The 11,521-nt window shown below is 73.7% G+C and carries 9 protein-coding genes; 6 read left to right on the top strand and 3 right to left on the bottom strand.

What is annotated here, in order from left to right; all coding sequences use genetic code 11:
- Positions 1–493 precede the first annotated feature (493 nt).
- Together ACFV61_RS29740 and ptsP are read left to right on the top strand one after the other, a co-directional pair.
- Positions 494–943 carry a PTS glucose transporter subunit IIA gene (locus ACFV61_RS29740; RefSeq protein ID WP_063350198.1) on the top strand — a complete coding sequence of 150 codons (450 nt, stop codon included), beginning with the start codon at positions 494–496 and terminating at the stop codon, positions 941–943.
- A 99-nt stretch (positions 944–1,042) separates the two neighbouring features.
- The gene (gene ptsP / locus ACFV61_RS29735; RefSeq protein ID WP_063350197.1) at positions 1,043–2,713 is read left to right on the top strand and encodes a phosphoenolpyruvate--protein phosphotransferase; all 1,671 of its coding nucleotides are present in this window, start codon (positions 1,043–1,045) and stop codon (positions 2,711–2,713) included.
- Between the two features lie 186 nt (positions 2,714–2,899).
- Here the strand turns inward: ptsP and ACFV61_RS29730 are convergent, their stop codons facing one another.
- Genes ACFV61_RS29730 through ACFV61_RS29720 form a run of 3 tightly spaced genes read right to left on the bottom strand, consistent with a single transcriptional unit; the run spans position 2,900 to position 6,713 of the window.
- Positions 2,900–5,008 carry an acetoacetate--CoA ligase gene (locus tag ACFV61_RS29730; protein ID WP_380494958.1) on the bottom strand — a complete coding sequence of 703 codons (2,109 nt, stop codon included), beginning with the start codon at positions 5,006–5,008 and terminating at the stop codon, positions 2,900–2,902.
- Positions 5,009–5,054: 46 nt separating this feature from the next.
- Positions 5,055–5,627 (bottom strand): NUDIX domain-containing protein, encoded by a 573-nt coding sequence (locus tag ACFV61_RS29725; protein WP_380380391.1) that lies wholly within the window; start codon positions 5,625–5,627, stop codon positions 5,055–5,057.
- Positions 5,628–5,660: 33 nt separating this feature from the next.
- Positions 5,661–6,713, bottom strand: a complete 1,053-nt coding sequence (locus ACFV61_RS29720) for an NUDIX domain-containing protein (protein WP_380494954.1) — start codon at positions 6,711–6,713, stop codon at positions 5,661–5,663.
- Between the two features lie 161 nt (positions 6,714–6,874).
- Between ACFV61_RS29720 and mmuM the strand changes: the two genes are divergently transcribed.
- From mmuM to glpK, 4 genes are all read left to right on the top strand, one after another.
- Positions 6,875–7,819, top strand: a complete 945-nt coding sequence (gene mmuM / locus ACFV61_RS29715) for a homocysteine S-methyltransferase (protein WP_380494953.1) — start codon at positions 6,875–6,877, stop codon at positions 7,817–7,819.
- 190 nt (positions 7,820–8,009) lie between these two features.
- Entirely contained in the window at positions 8,010–8,774 is a 765-nt protein-coding gene (locus ACFV61_RS29710) for an IclR family transcriptional regulator (RefSeq protein WP_063350192.1), read from the top strand.
- Positions 8,775–9,054: 280 nt separating this feature from the next.
- Positions 9,055–9,792: an MIP/aquaporin family protein gene (locus ACFV61_RS29705; RefSeq protein WP_063350191.1), complete on the top strand. Its 738-nt coding sequence runs from the start codon at positions 9,055–9,057 to the stop codon at positions 9,790–9,792.
- 93 nt (positions 9,793–9,885) lie between these two features.
- Entirely contained in the window at positions 9,886–11,406 is a 1,521-nt protein-coding gene (gene glpK, locus ACFV61_RS29700; protein WP_363377288.1) for a glycerol kinase GlpK, read from the top strand.
- The last annotated feature ends 115 nt before the right edge of the window (positions 11,407–11,521 follow it).

Here is an 11,521-nt window from a genome sequence, read left to right as displayed (position 1 = left end):
TGGCACGCTGTTGAGTTCTCAAGGAACGGACACTTCCTTCGGACCGCCTTCCAGCGGGCCCTCCGGGCGCTTCGTTCTTTCGTGTTCCCAGCTTACCAGATGTTTTCCGCTCCGTTTACCGGAGGTTTTCGCATCTGAAATCTGGTGTTAACCGCCAAGTCGCGGCGACTCGGCCAACCATAGCGGGTCGCCCGCCGGAGTGCGAATCGAGGCGCTCCCGGTGTCACCCGGTCGGCGGCATGATTTGTTGCTCTCGCGAGCATATACAGCAATGGTCCCGATTCGCCAAGATGCCTGTAGAGTGCGGCGCATCGACTAAGAGGACTAGACCACTAAACGGTCGGTGAGCCGCCGGACGACGGGCCGGGCTGGGCGTGGGTCTTCGCCCGGGAATGTCAGCAGATGTCCGAAGTTGACATGATTTAGGCTTCAGTCGATCGTCCTGCCGCTGCTCGCGGCCGCTCGCTGTACCGCTCACTTGGGAGGCACAACCATGACCACTGTGACGTCGCCGCTGACCGGCAAGGTCGTCGGGCTCGCCGGCGTGCCCGACCCGGTGTTCTCCGGCGCGATGGTCGGCCCCGGCACCGCGATCGACCCGGAGCGCCGGCCGACCGAGGCGGTCGCTCCGGTGGACGGCGTCGTCGTCTCCATGCACCCGCACGCGTTCGTCGTGGTGGACGCCGAGGGCCACGGTGTACTGACCCACCTGGGGATCGACACCGTGCAGCTGAACGGCGAGGGCTTCGAGCTGCTGGTCAACAAGGGCGACACGGTGACCCGCGGTCAGGCCGTCATCAAGTGGGACCCGGCCGCCGTCGAGGCCGCGGGCAAGTCGCCCATCTCGCCGATCGTGGCGCTGGAGGCGAACGCCGACTCGCTCGGCGGCCTGCGGGAGGACGGCGAGGCCGTCTCCGGCGAGGCCCTGTTCAGCTGGAACTGACCTCTTACTTTGCACACACCCGCCCCGCAGGAGTTGTCGGGGCGGCCCGGCACACAGCGGTTCCCGGCGGGGCCGCTCCTCTCAGCGGAGACAGGTGACATGAAGAAGACGCTGCGCGGCGTGGGTGTCAGCCACGGGGTCGCGATCGGCCAGGTGCGGCACATGGGGACGGCGGTGCTGGAGCCCCCGGCCACCCAGATCCCGACCGAGGACGCCCCGCGCGAGCAGGCCCGCGCCCAGGCCGCCGTCGAGGCGGTCGCCGCGGACCTGATCGCCCGCGGCAACCTGGCCGGTGGCGAGGCGCAGGCCGTCCTGGAGGCCCAGGCGCTGATGGCGCAGGACCCGGAGCTGATGGCCGACGTGTCCCGCCGGATCGCCGTCGGCAGCAGCGCCGAGCGCGGTGTGTACGACGCCTTCGCCGCCTACCGGGCGCTGCTCGCCTCCGCCGGCGACTACCTGGCCGGGCGGGTCGCCGACCTGGACGACGTCCGCAACCGCATCGTGGCCCGGCTGCTGGGCGTGCCGATGCCGGGCGTGCCGGACAGCGATGAGCCGTACGTGCTGTTCGCGCGGGACCTGGCGCCGGCCGACACCGCGCTGCTCGACCCGACGCTGGTGCTCGGCTTCGTGACCGAGGAGGGCGGGCCGACCAGCCACAGCGCCATCCTGGCGCGGGCGTTGGGCGTGCCGGCCGTGGTCGCGCTGCCCGCTGCGACGGACGTCGCCGAGGGCACCGTCGTCGCCGTGGACGGCAGCTCCGGTGACGTGCTGCTGGAGCCCTCGCAGGAGAAGCAGGACGAGCTGCGGGCGGTCGCCGCCCAGCGCAAGGCCGCGCTGGCCGCGTCCTCCGGCCCGGGGCAGACCTCGGACGGCCACCGCGTGCCGCTGCTGGCCAACGTGGGCGGCCCGGCGGACGTGCCGGCCGCACTGGAGAACGGCGCCGAGGGCGTCGGCCTGTTCCGGACCGAGTTCCTCTTCCTGGACGACTCCGCGAAGGCGCCCACCGAGGAGAAGCAGGTCGAGGCGTACCGCAAGGTGCTGGAGGCGTTCCCGGAGGGCCGGGTCGTGGTCCGGGCGCTGGACGCGGGCGCGGACAAGCCGCTGGACTTCCTCACCCCCGCCGACGAGCCGAACCCGGCGCTCGGTGTGCGCGGTCTGCGCACCCTGCTGGAGCACCCGGAAGTGCTGCGGACGCAGCTGCGGGCGCTGGCCAGGGCCGCCGAGGGCCTGCCGGTGCACCTTGAGGTGATGGCCCCGATGGTGGCCGACCGCAAGGACGCCAAGGACTTCGCCCAGGCGTGCCGCGAGGCGGGGCTGGAGGCCAAGTTCGGCGCGATGGTGGAGATCCCGTCGGCCGCGCTGCGGGCCCGGTCGATCCTCCAGGAGGTCGAGTTCCTGTCGTTGGGGACCAACGACCTCGCGCAGTACACCTTCGCCGCCGACCGTCAGGTGGGCGCGCTGGCCCGGCTGCAGGACCCGTGGCAGCCGGCGCTGCTGGACCTGATCGCCGCGGCCGCCGAGGCGGCGCAGGCGACCGGCAAGAGCTGCGGCGTCTGCGGTGAGGCGGCCGCCGACCCGCTGCTGGCCGTGGTGCTGACCGGTCTGGGCGTCACCAGCCTCTCGATGGGCTCGGCCTCGATCCCCTACGTGCGCTCGACGCTGGCCAAGTACACGCTGGCGCAGTGCCGCCGGGCGGCCGAGGCGGCCCGGGCGACGGACAGCGCCGAGGAGGCGCGGGCCGCCGCGCAGCAGGTGCTGTCGGGCGAGTAGGACGGGCGAACAGCAGGAAGGGGGGCTCCCCCCGGGGCGGTGGGGGCCCCCCCTCGGGGGGGCCGGGCCGGCTCGGGGGGGGGGGGGCCCGCCGCCCGCGGGGTGGGGGGGGGGGTGAGGCCGGGCCCCCCCCGGGGGGGGGGGCCCCCCCGGGGGGGGGGGCCCGCCCCCCTTCGGCGTGTCCGGTCAGGCTCGGGCCTGCCGATCGCGGCGGAGCTGCTCGAAGAAGCGCAGGTGGTCGATGTCGTCGACGGAGCCGGGGTTGACGGCCTGCTCCAGCGGGGTGCCGGAGAGGATCCGCTTGACCGGGACCTCGATGCGCTTGCCGGTGAGGGTGTGCGGGAGGCCGCGCACCGCGATGACCTCGTCGGGGACGTGGCGCGGGGAGAGTTGGGTGCGCAGCGAGGTGCGGATGCGGCCGATCAGCCCCTCGTCGAGCTCGGCACCGGGGGCGAGGACGACGAACAGCGGCATCCAGTAGCCGCCGTCGGGCTCCTCCAGGCCGATGACCAGGGATTCGGCGATCTCGGGGAGGCGTTCGACGACCTCGTAGATGTCCGAGGAGCCCATCCGGACGCCCTGGCGGTTGAGCGTGGAGTCGGAGCGGCCGTGGATGACGACGGTGCCGCGGGAGGTGACGGTGATCCAGTCGCCGTGGCGCCAGACGCCGGGGTACATGTCGAAGTAGCTGTCGTGGTACCGGGTGCCCTCGGGGTCGTTCCAGAAGCCGGTGGGCATGGACGGGATGGGCTTGGTGACGACGAGTTCGCCGACGGTGTCGGTGTGCGGGTGGCCCTGGACGTCCCAGGACTCGACGGCGGCGCCGAGGCAGGGCGCCTGGATCTCGCCGAGGTGGACGGGCAGGGTGGGGACGCCGCCGACGAAGCAGGAGCAGACGTCGGTGCCGCCGCTGACGGAGGCGAGCCAGACGTCCTCCTTGACCTCCTCGTAGATCCAGCGGAAGCCGTCGGGCGGGAGCGGGGAGCCGGTGGTGCCGATGCAGCGGACGGCGGAGAGGTCGAGGTCGCGGCCGGGGTGCAGCTCGGCCTTGCGGCTGGCGATCACGTAGGCGGCGGAGGTGCCGAGGACGGTGGCGCGGGTGCGGGCGGCGACCGACCAGAGCGCGCCGGTGTCGGGGTGGCCGGGGCTGCCGTCGTAGGTGACGATCGTGGCCCCGACCAGGAGGCCGGCCAGCAGGAAGTTCCACATCATCCAGCCGGTGGAGGTGTACCAGAGGAAGCGGTCCCGGGGGCCGAGGTCGAGGTGGAGGCCGGCCTGCTTGAGGTGTTCGAGCAGGATGCCGCCCTGGCTCTGGACGATGGCCTTGGGCAGGCCGGTGGTGCCGGAGGAGTAGAGCACCCAGAGCGGGTGGTCGAAGGGGACGGCCTCGTAGACCGGCTCGACGTCGTCGGCGACCAGGTCGTCCCAGTGCAGGGCGCCCTCGGGGGCGGGGGCGCCGAGCAGCGGGACGTGGACGACGGTGCGCAGGGTGGGGAGTTCGCGGCGCAGTTCGGCGACGACCTCGGTGCGGTCGTGGTCCTTGCCGCCGTAGTGGTAGCCGTCGACGGCGAAGAGGACGGCGGGTTCGATCTGCTGGAGGCGGTCCAGGACGCTGCGGGCGCCGAAGTCGGGGGCGCAGCTGGTCCAGATCGCGCCGACGGCGGCGGTGGCGAGGAGGGCGACGGCGGCCTGCGGGATGTTGGGCAGGTAGGCGCTGACGCGGTCGCCGGGGCCGATGCCCCGGGCGCGCAGGGCGGCGGCCAACGAGCCGACCTGGCGGCGCAGTTCGGACCAGGTGAGGACGGCCGGCTGTTCGGTGGTCTCGTCGAGGTGCAGGACGGCCGGGCGGTCGGCGTTGGCCGGGTCCTCGGCGGCGCGCAGGGCGTGTTCGGCGTAGTTGAGGCGGGCGCCGGGGAACCAGCGGGCGCCGGGCATGGCGGGGTCGGCGAGGACGGCCTCGGGGGCCTGGGTGAAGCGGACGTCGAACCACTGGGTGATCGCGGTCCAGAAGCGGTCGAGGTCGGCGGTGGACCAGGCGTGCAGGTCGGCGTAGCGCTGGGCGGCCTGCTGGTCGTCGGCGGCCGGGGCGAGCGGGGCGGCCGGGGCGCCGTGGTGTTCGGCGGCCCAGGCCTGGAAGGCCACCAGGCTGGTGGCTGCGGCGCGAGCGGGGTTGGGGCGCCAGAGCGGCTGGTCCTGGGGTGGGGTGCTCACGGTGGTGGTCTCCCGGCCGGTGGTGGGGACGGGAGTGCTTGTGGCAGGCCCGTCCGGTTGGGCTGTCGGTGCAGACCATGCCATGCGAGCGGCCGCTGCGCCAGGGTCCGCCCGGTGGGTGCCGGGCCGGTCAGCGGCCGGAGATTCCGCCGCTGGACTCACCGCTGAACTCGCCGCCGAACCAGGAGCGGGAGACCCGGGTGTGGAACGGGAAGGCGAGCGGGGTGTCGGGGGCGGCGAGCTGCCAGCCGTCGGTCTCGTCGGTGGGGCGCGAGGGCGGGAGTTCGGCGAGCGGACGGGCCGGGAGCAGGCCGAAGAGGCAGAGGAAGCCGCCCCTGGCGTCGGAGTCGGTGGCGACCAGGGTGATGTCGGCGGCGTCGGCCAGGATGCCGGTCTCCTCGCACAGTTCGCGCACGCACGCCTGCTGCCAGCTCTCGCCGTAGTCCACGTAGCCGCCGGGGAAGGCAAGTTGGCCGTAGCCGGGCTCGATGGTGCGGCGGATGACGACGAGGGTGGGGTCGGCGTCGGGGCGGGTGACCGGGAGGAGGGTGACCACGACGGGCAGCGGGTTGCGGTAGCTGATCTCGGCGCAGCCGGGGCAGGTGCGGGGCCAGCGGTCGGTGCCTGCCGGGTAGGACGTGCCGCAGAAGTGGCAGTGGGAGAACGGCTGGTTGACCGCGCGTGTCGGGTCGTCAGTGGTCATGGCCGGATGGTAGCCGGGTGCGCGCGGCGGCCGTCAGCGGAGTTCGCCGTCGCGGGTGGGGCGGAGCAGGGCGGGGTGCAGGAGGCTGGCGTCTCCGGCGTGGTAGGTGCGGGCCCGGGGGCCGCCGCGGGCGCCGCCGCGGGCGGTGGTGGCGCCGGTGCTCTCGACGAAGCCGGGGACGGAGAGGACCTTGCGGTGGAAGTTGCCGGGGTGGAGCTTCTCGTCCCAGACGGCCTCGTAGACGGCGCGCAGGTCGGGGATGGTGAAGTCGTAGGGCAGGAAGGCGGTGGCGAGCGGGCTGTACTCGAGTTTGGCCCGGACGCGGTCGAGGCCGTCGGCGAGGATGCGCGCGTGGTCGAAGGCGAGCGTGCGGGAGGACTGGCCGGTGGGGGGGGGGGGCGCCCCCCCCCCCCCGGGGGGGGGGGGCGCCCGCGCGCCCGCGCGGGGGGCCGCGCGCGCGCGGCCCGCGCGGGGGGCGGGCGGGGGGGGGGGGCGGGGGGGGGGCGGGGGGGGGGGGCGGGGGGGGCCCCCCCCCCCCCCCCCCCGGGGGGGGGGGGGCCCCCCCCCCCCCCCGGCTCGGGGTCGGCCACCGGGCCGGGTGCCCAGGTCGAGGTCGGCGACGGGGTGCCAGGTGGCGGCTGCGGCGTCCGTACCGGCCTGCGGGTCGGGCAGGTCGGGGGCGAAGGCGAGGTAGGCGACGGAGACGACGTGCATGCGCGGGTCTCGCTCGGGGGCGCCGTAGGTGCCGAGCTGTTCGAGGTGGACGCGGCAGAGCGCGGCCTCGACTTCGGAGCCGCCGAGCAGGCCGGTCTCCTCGGCGAGTTCGCGGGCGGCGGCCTCGTCCAGGCTCTCCTCTCCGGCGCGCAGGAAGCCGCCGGGCAGGGCCCAGCAGCCCTGGTAGGGCGGGGCGCCGCGCTGGACGAGCAGGACGTGCAGGCCGCTGTGGCGCAAGGTCAGGGCGACCACGTCGACGGTGACGGCGATCGGGGCGTAGGCGCGCGGGTCGTAGGCGGCGAGCCACTCCTGCTCGTCCTGCTCGCTCGCGGGCGTGGTCGGGGGCGGGGTGGACGGGTCGTCCGTTTCCATCACCGGCTCCTCTCCGCGCTCGCCGCCGTACGGGGTGCTGTCGTTCTCTGGCTGAGCACAACGTAGCGATTCCGTTCCCCGGCGGCAAATGGTTTTCCGGGTCCGCGGGGATGCCCGGCTTCTAGGCTGTGACCAGGAACGACCGCGCCCGAGGAGGCCCCATGCCCACTGCTCCCCTGCCGGACTTCGCCGCGGCGCTGGCGGCCGGTCCGCTGGTGCTGGACGGCGGGATGTCGAACCAGCTGGCGGCGGCCGGGCACGACCTCCTCGACGAGCTGTGGTCGGCGCGGCTGCTGGCGGACGCGCCGGAGGCGGTGGTGGCGGCGCACCGGGCGTACTTCGCGGCCGGGGCGGACGTCGCCATCACGGCGAGCTACCAGGCGAGCTTCGAGGGCTTCGCCCGGCGCGGAGTGGGCCGGGCCCAGGCCGCACGGCTGCTGGCGCGCAGCGTGGAGCTGGCCCGGGAGGCGGCGCGGGCCGAGCCGGGCGGGCGGCGGCGCTGGGTCGCGGCGTCGGTGGGGCCGTACGGGGCGGTGCTGGCGGACGGTTCGGAGTACCGGGGCCGGTACGGGCTGAGCACCGCGGAGCTGGTGGCCTTCCACCGGCCGCGGCTGGAGGCGCTGGCGGCGGCCGGGCCCGACGTGCTGGCGCTGGAGACGGTGCCGGACGCGGACGAGGCGCGGGCACTGCTGGAGCTGGTGCGCGGGCTGGGCGTGCCGGCCTGGCTGTCGTTCAGCGTGGCGGGCGGCCGGACCAGGGCGGGCCAGCCGCTGGCGGAGGCGTTCGCGCTGGCGGCCGGGGTGGACGAGGTGCTGGCGGTGGGCGTGAACTGCTGCACCCCGCAGGACGCGGACCGGGCGGTGGCGCTGGCGGCCGAGGTGACCGGCAAGCCGGTGGTGGTGTACCCGAACAGCGGGGAGGAGTGGGACGCCGCGCGCCGGGACTGGCGCGGCGAGCCGACGTTCCGCTCGGCCCGGGTGGGCGGCTGGCTGGCGGGCGGCGCACGGCTGGTGGGCGGCTGCTGCCGGGTGGGGCCGGACGGGATCGCCGCGCTGGCGGCGGAGGTCGCGGTGCGACGGGGGCGCTCGAGCGACGTCGGGGGGTGAGGGACGTCTGAGTGTGAGCGGCGCGGCGGGCGGCGGGCGGCGGGCGGCGGGCGGCGGGCGGCGGAGGTTAACGGACGGCCGAGCGCGGGTTACCGAGGGGGAAGGTGCACGGACCGGCGACGGCCTGGCAGACTCGTCCCGTTACCACTGCGGTCGACAATGTCGACCGCCTGTCAGCGCGGAGGTCCCCATGCCCGGCCCGATCCAGTCGCTCTCCCGGGCCGCCGCGATCTTGCGCCTGCTGGCCGGCGGTGAGCGCCGCCTGGGCCTGTCCGAGGTCGCGACGGCGCTGGAACTCGCCAAGGGCACCGCGCACGGCATCCTGCGCACGCTCCAGCAGGAGGGGTTCGTCGAGCAGGACCCGGAGAGCGGCAAGTACCAGCTGGGCGCCGAACTGCTGCGGCTGGGGCAGAGCTACCTGGACGTGCACGAGCTGCGGGCACGGGCGCTGGTCTGGGCGGACGACCTGGCCCGGGCGGCCGGCGAGACCGTCTACCTGGGGGTGCTGCACCAGCAGGGCGTGCTGGTCGTGCACCACGTCTTCCGGCCGGACGACACCCGGCAGGTGCTGGAGGTCGGCTCGATGCAGCCGCTGCACAGCACCGCGCTGGGCAAGGTGCTGCTGGCCTACGACCCGGTCGCGCGAGGCGAGTTGGGCGACGGGCCGTACGAGTCGTACACCTTGCGGACGCTGACCGAGGCGGCCGACGTGGACGCCGAGTGCGCGCTGATCCGTGAGCGCGGCTGGACGGACTCGATCGAGGAGACCTGGGAGGGCGTGGCCTCGATCGGCGCGCTGATCCAGGACCGGCGGCGCAACCCGGTGGGCGCGGTGTGCATCAGCGGCCCGGTGGAGCGGGTCTGCGAGGACGGCTTCGTGAAGCCGTCGCTGGTGGCCTCGGTGCGCAGCGCGGCACGGGCGATCTCGCGCGATCTGGGCGCCGGGCGCTTCTGAAACCCCGGGCCGCACCGGCGGCCACATCGTCACGCTGAGGCGCGGACGGGCATCGGCCTGTCCGCGCCTTGGCGTTTTGCCCCGGTTTGGCCCGCTCCGCTGGGTAACTTCGGGGGAAGGGTCACAGCTCCGTAACCCTGCCTTGACGTGAGGGCAACCAGGGGAGGAAGCTTCCGCATAACGGTCGACATTGTCGAACGATGGCCGGGAAGATCAATCCCCCGATGCGCTCACCCGCACAACGATCGGCCGGCCGCCCCCACCCACACCTCCGGGCCATATGGACAAGGGAGTCTTTGTGTCCGCGTTCTCCAACGGCGACGTCTTCGTCGGCGAAACCCTCGGCACCGCCGCCCTGATACTTCTCGGTGGCGGCGTCTGCGCCGCCGTGACCCTCAAGAAGTCGAAGGCCCTCAACGCCGGCTGGCTGGCGATCACCTTCGGCTGGGGCTTCGCGGTCCTGATCGCCGCCTACATCTCGGCTCCGAAGTCCGGCGCCCACCTCAACCCGGCCGTCACCATCGCGCTCGCCATCAAGAGCGGCGACTGGAACCAGGTGCCGCTCTACCTCGGCTCCCAGTTCCTCGGCGCGATGATCGGCGCCGTGCTGGTCTGGCTCACCTACCTCGGCCAGTTCCAGGCCAACGAGGAGCCCACCCTCGGCATCTTCTCGACCGGGCCCGAGATCCGGAACCCGATCCAGAACGTCGTCACCGAGGTCATCGGCACCTTCATCCTCTGCATGGCGATCCTCACCCTCGGCAAGAACGACGGTCTGGCCGCCGGCGGCCTCAGCACCCTGATCGTGGCCCTCACGGTCGTCGGCATCGGCCTCTCGCTGGGCGGCCCCACCGGCTACGCGATCAACCCGGTCCGCGACCTCGGCCCGCGCATCGTGCACTCGCTGCTGCCCATCCCGAACAAGGGCGGCTCCGACTGGTCGTACGCCTGGGTTCCGGTCGTCGGCCCGCTGATCGGCGGCGCGCTGGCCGGCGGTCTGTACAACGCGATGTTCTAAAGGGCCGGGTTCGAACCCGCCGAGCACGGGGACCGACCACTACGTCGGGCCCACCCACCCCGAACCCCCGAATCCTGAGCCGAGGACCCTCTGATGACCTCCACTGGCAACTACATCGCCGCGATCGACCAGGGCACCACCTCCAGCCGCTGCATCATCTTCGGCGCCGACGGCCGGATCGTCGCCGTCGACCAGCAGGAGCACCGGCAGATCTTCCCCCAGCCCGGCTACGTCGAGCACGACGCCGCCGAGATCTGGACCCGGGTGCAGTCGGTCGTCCGCGGCGCGCTGGAGAAGGCCGGCCTGACCAAGGACGACATCCGCGCGATCGGCATCACCAACCAGCGCGAGACCACCGTCCTGTGGGACAAGAACACCGGCGAGCCGGTCCACAACGCGCTGGTGTGGCAGGACACCCGCACCGAGGGCCTCTGCCGCGAGCTCGGCCGCAACGTCGGCCAGGACCGCTTCCGCCGCGAGACCGGCCTCCCGCTCGCCAGCTACTTCGCCGGCCCGAAGATCCGCTGGCTGCTGGACAACGTCGAGGGCCTGCGCGAGCGCGCCGAGGCCGGCGACATCCTGTTCGGCACCATGGACACCTGGGTGATCTGGAACCTCACCGGTGGTGTCAACGGCGGCAAGCACGTCACCGACGTCACCAACGCCAGCCGCACCATGCTGATGAACCTGCACACCCTGCAGTGGGACGACAAGATCGCCGAGTCGATCGGCGTGCCGATGGCCGTCCTGCCGGAGATCCGCTCCTCCGCCGAGGTCTACGGCGAGGCCGTCGGCGACCTGGCCGGCGTCCCGGTCGCCTCCGCGCTCGGCGACCAGCAGGCCGCGCTGTTCGGCCAGACCTGCTTCGACGAGGGCGAGGCCAAGTCCACCTACGGCACCGGCACCTTCCTGCTGCTCAACACCGGCGAGAAGATCGTCAACTCGTACCACGGCCTGCTGACCACCGTCGGCTACCGGATCGGCGACCAGGCCCCGGTCTACGCCCTGGAAGGCTCGATCGCCGTCACCGGCTCGCTCGTCCAGTGGCTGCGCGACCAGCTCGGCATCATCTCCACCGCCGCCGAGATCGAGACCCTCGCCAACACCGTCGAGGACAACGGCGGCGCCTACTTCGTCCCGGCCTTCTCCGGCCTGTTCGCCCCGTACTGGCGCTCCGACGCCCGCGGTGTGATCGCCGGCCTGACCCGGTACGTCACCAAGGGCCACCTGGCCCGGGCCGTCCTGGAGGCCACCGCATGGCAGACCCGCGAGGTCGTCGACGCCATGCAGAAGGACTCCGGCGTCGAGCTCACCGCCCTCAAGGTCGACGGCGGCATGACCAGCAACAACCTGCTCATGCAGAACATCGCCGACGTCCTGGACGTCCCGGTCGAGCGCCCGTACGTGGCCGAGACCACCGCCCTCGGCGCCGCCTACGCAGCCGGACTCGCCGTCGGCTTCTGGACCGACCTCGACACGCTGCGGGCCAACTGGCACCGCGCCGCCGAATGGACCCCGCGCATGGACGAGGCCACCCGGGAGCGCGAGTACAAGAAGTGGCTCAAGGCCGTGGAGCGCACCATGGGGTGGGTGGAGGAAGAAGAGACCGACTGACCGACAAGCCGGGGGGGGGCCCCGGCCCCCCCCCGCCGCCCCCGGTTACGGCCGCCGGGGTGGGCCCGGGTAGCCCCGCCCCCCCCCCCGGGCCCCCCCCCGCACAACCTCAGCG

Origin of the sequence: Kitasatospora sp. NPDC059817 (assembly GCF_042731835.1) — a bacterium.
In the GTDB taxonomy this organism is placed as follows: domain Bacteria; phylum Actinomycetota; class Actinomycetes; order Streptomycetales; family Streptomycetaceae; genus Kitasatospora.
The sequence above is the reverse complement of the archived record's forward strand: the minus strand, read 5'-3'. Positions and strand labels throughout refer to the sequence as shown.

Excerpts from the sequence above, each read along its gene's own strand:
- ACFV61_RS29740 (WP_063350198.1), top strand. The coding sequence starts at position 494 with ATGACCACTGTGACGTCGCCGCTGACCGGCAAGGTCGTCGGGCTCGCC.
- ptsP (WP_063350197.1), top strand. The coding sequence starts at position 1,043 with ATGAAGAAGACGCTGCGCGGCGTGGGTGTCAGCCACGGGGTCGCGATC.
- glpK (WP_363377288.1), top strand. The coding sequence starts at position 9,886 with ATGACCTCCACTGGCAACTACATCGCCGCGATCGACCAGGGCACCACC.
- ACFV61_RS29705 (WP_063350191.1), top strand. The coding sequence starts at position 9,055 with ATGGACAAGGGAGTCTTTGTGTCCGCGTTCTCCAACGGCGACGTCTTC.
- ACFV61_RS29720 (WP_380494954.1), bottom strand. The coding sequence starts at position 6,713 with ATGGAAACGGACGACCCGTCCACCCCGCCCCCGACCACGCCCGCGAGC.
- ACFV61_RS29730 (WP_380494958.1), bottom strand. The coding sequence starts at position 5,008 with ATGGCATGGTCTGCACCGACAGCCCAACCGGACGGGCCTGCCACAAGC.
- ACFV61_RS29710 (WP_063350192.1), top strand. The coding sequence starts at position 8,010 with ATGCCCGGCCCGATCCAGTCGCTCTCCCGGGCCGCCGCGATCTTGCGC.
- ACFV61_RS29725 (WP_380380391.1), bottom strand. The coding sequence starts at position 5,627 with ATGACCACTGACGACCCGACACGCGCGGTCAACCAGCCGTTCTCCCAC.
- mmuM (WP_380494953.1), top strand. The coding sequence starts at position 6,875 with ATGCCCACTGCTCCCCTGCCGGACTTCGCCGCGGCGCTGGCGGCCGGT.